Consider the following 533-nt stretch of genomic DNA (forward strand, 5'->3'; position numbering starts at 1 on the left):
ACCGTACCGGTTCGATTCCGGTCCTCGGCACCATATATAATTTTGCGCCCGTAGCTCAATTGGATAGAGCGTTTGACTACGGATCAAGAGGTTATGGGTTCGACTCCTATCGGGCGCGTTCTCTTACGGGAAGTAGCTCAGTTTGGTAGAGCACTTGGTTTGGGACCAAGGGGTCGCAGGTTCGAATCCTGTCTTCCCGACTTCTTAAAAAAATTTGGGGGCTTAGCTCAGCTGGGAGAGCGCCTGCTTTGCACGCAGGAGGTCAGCGGTTCGATCCCGCTAGTCTCCACCATATTAAATTTACAAACTAGATAACGGCGGTGTAGCTCAGCTGGCTAGAGCGTACGGTTCATACCCGTGAGGTCGGGGGTTCGATCCCCTCCACCGCCACTACTTATTAGTTGTAGAATTATAATTTGGACCTTTAGCTCAGTTGGTTAGAGCTAACGGCTCATAACCGTTCGGTCGCAGGTTCGAGTCCTGCAAGGTCCATATAATTTTGGAGGAATACCCAAGTCCGGCTGAAGGGATCG

Annotated in this window: 5 tRNA genes; all 5 read left to right on the forward strand. The window is 51.0% G+C overall.

The annotated features are described in order from the left end of the window. Positions 1 to 44: 44 nt before the first annotated feature. Positions 45 to 118 (forward strand) — tRNA-Arg (locus HMPREF3265_RS11990). Positions 119 to 126: 8 nt separating this feature from the next. After that, positions 127 to 200, forward strand: a tRNA-Pro gene (locus HMPREF3265_RS11995). Positions 201 to 216: 16 nt separating this feature from the next. Beyond that, positions 217 to 292: transfer RNA gene (locus tag HMPREF3265_RS12000), tRNA-Ala, on the forward strand. A 24-nt stretch (positions 293 to 316) separates the two neighbouring features. Continuing rightward, positions 317 to 390: transfer RNA gene (locus HMPREF3265_RS12005), tRNA-Met, on the forward strand. 28 nt (positions 391 to 418) lie between these two features. Then, positions 419 to 492, forward strand: a tRNA-Ile gene (locus tag HMPREF3265_RS12010). Positions 493 to 533: the final 41 nt, after the last annotated feature.

Origin of the sequence: Staphylococcus sp. HMSC62B09, from assembly GCF_001839115.1 — a bacterium.
Taxonomy (GTDB): domain Bacteria; phylum Bacillota; class Bacilli; order Staphylococcales; family Staphylococcaceae; genus Staphylococcus; species Staphylococcus haemolyticus.